The following is a 1,187-nucleotide window of genomic DNA, read 5'->3' on the forward strand; positions in this document are numbered from 1 at the left end:
CCCCTGGCACCGCGCGGGCTTTGGGTGGCGACGTGAGCTTCGAGGGTGGCTTGGGCAGCGACGGCGTGGTGCGCTTCTCGGCCCAAGGCATTGCCAGTGCCGAAGGCCTGCGCCAGGCCCATGAACTGAGCCTCGTGCCGCGCCTGGCCAGCGCGATGACGGGCCAGGCACCGTACAAGCTGCAGCTGGGCGTGACCAAGGGCCAGACCGAGCTGCAGATCACCAGTCCCTTGACCGGCATGGCGCTCGACCTGCCGGCGCCGCTGCGCAAGACTGCCGAGGCGAGTTGGCCGCTGCGCATCCAGACCCAGCTGCTGCCCACGAGCGCCGAGGCCAGCACGCCGCGTGACCGGCTTCACATCGAACTCGGCACCGCGCTGCAAGCGGACTATGAACGGCAGCTGACGCCCGAAGGCGCACGGGTGCAGCGCGGTGCGGTGGCGCTCGGCGAGGCCGCGCTGCCGCCGCTGCCAGCCAATGGTGTGACGGCTGCGGCGCAGTTGCCCCAGCTCAATGCCGACGCCTGGTGGGCTCGCGTGCGCACCGGCCTGCCCGAGGCGCGCAACGCTGGCGCACCGGCGGCCGAGGCGCATGAGCCCGATGTCACCGGCTACCTGCCGAACGACCTGTCGCTGCGCACCGCCAACCTGACGTTGAGCGGCCGGCGCCTCGGCAACCTGAACCTGACGCTGCAGCGGCGCGGCAGCGGTGACGGCGAAGCCTGGCACGGCACGCTGCAAGGCGATGCGGCGCAAGGCCAGATCGACTTCCGTCCGGCGAACGCTGGCGCGCCCTGGCCACGCTGGCAGGTGCGCCTCGCACGTCTGTCGGTGCCCGCGGCCGAGGGCGACGCGCCCAGCCCGACCGAGGCAGCGGCCGACGCGGCCCGCACCGCTGCCAACGCCACCACGCCACCGGCGATCGACCTCGTCGTCGACGAGCTCGAATGGCGCGGCAAAAAGCTGGGCAAGCTGGAACTCGAAGGCCGGCCGGCCGACGGCCCCGCGCCGCGCGATTGGCGGCTGGCGCGCCTGAACCTGGCCAGCGCCGACTCACGCCTGGCCGGCAACGGCCTGTGGGCGGCCGGGCGCAAGCGCATGACGCTGGAGTTGAAGCTCGACATGAGCGACGCCGGCAGCATGATCGAGCGATTGGGGATGGGCAAACAGGTGCGCAACGGCCACGGC

Annotated in this window: 1 protein-coding gene; it reads left to right on the plus strand. The window is 72.5% G+C overall.

Annotation, left to right across the window (positions count from 1 at the left end):
* Positions 1-20: 20 nt before the first annotated feature.
* Positions 21-1,187 (plus strand): YhdP family protein (locus AC1DYI_RS36265; protein WP_477208924.1); only part of this gene is annotated, 1,167 nt, incomplete at its 3' end.

It is taken from the genome of Ideonella sp. P3_A4 (assembly GCF_056403075.1).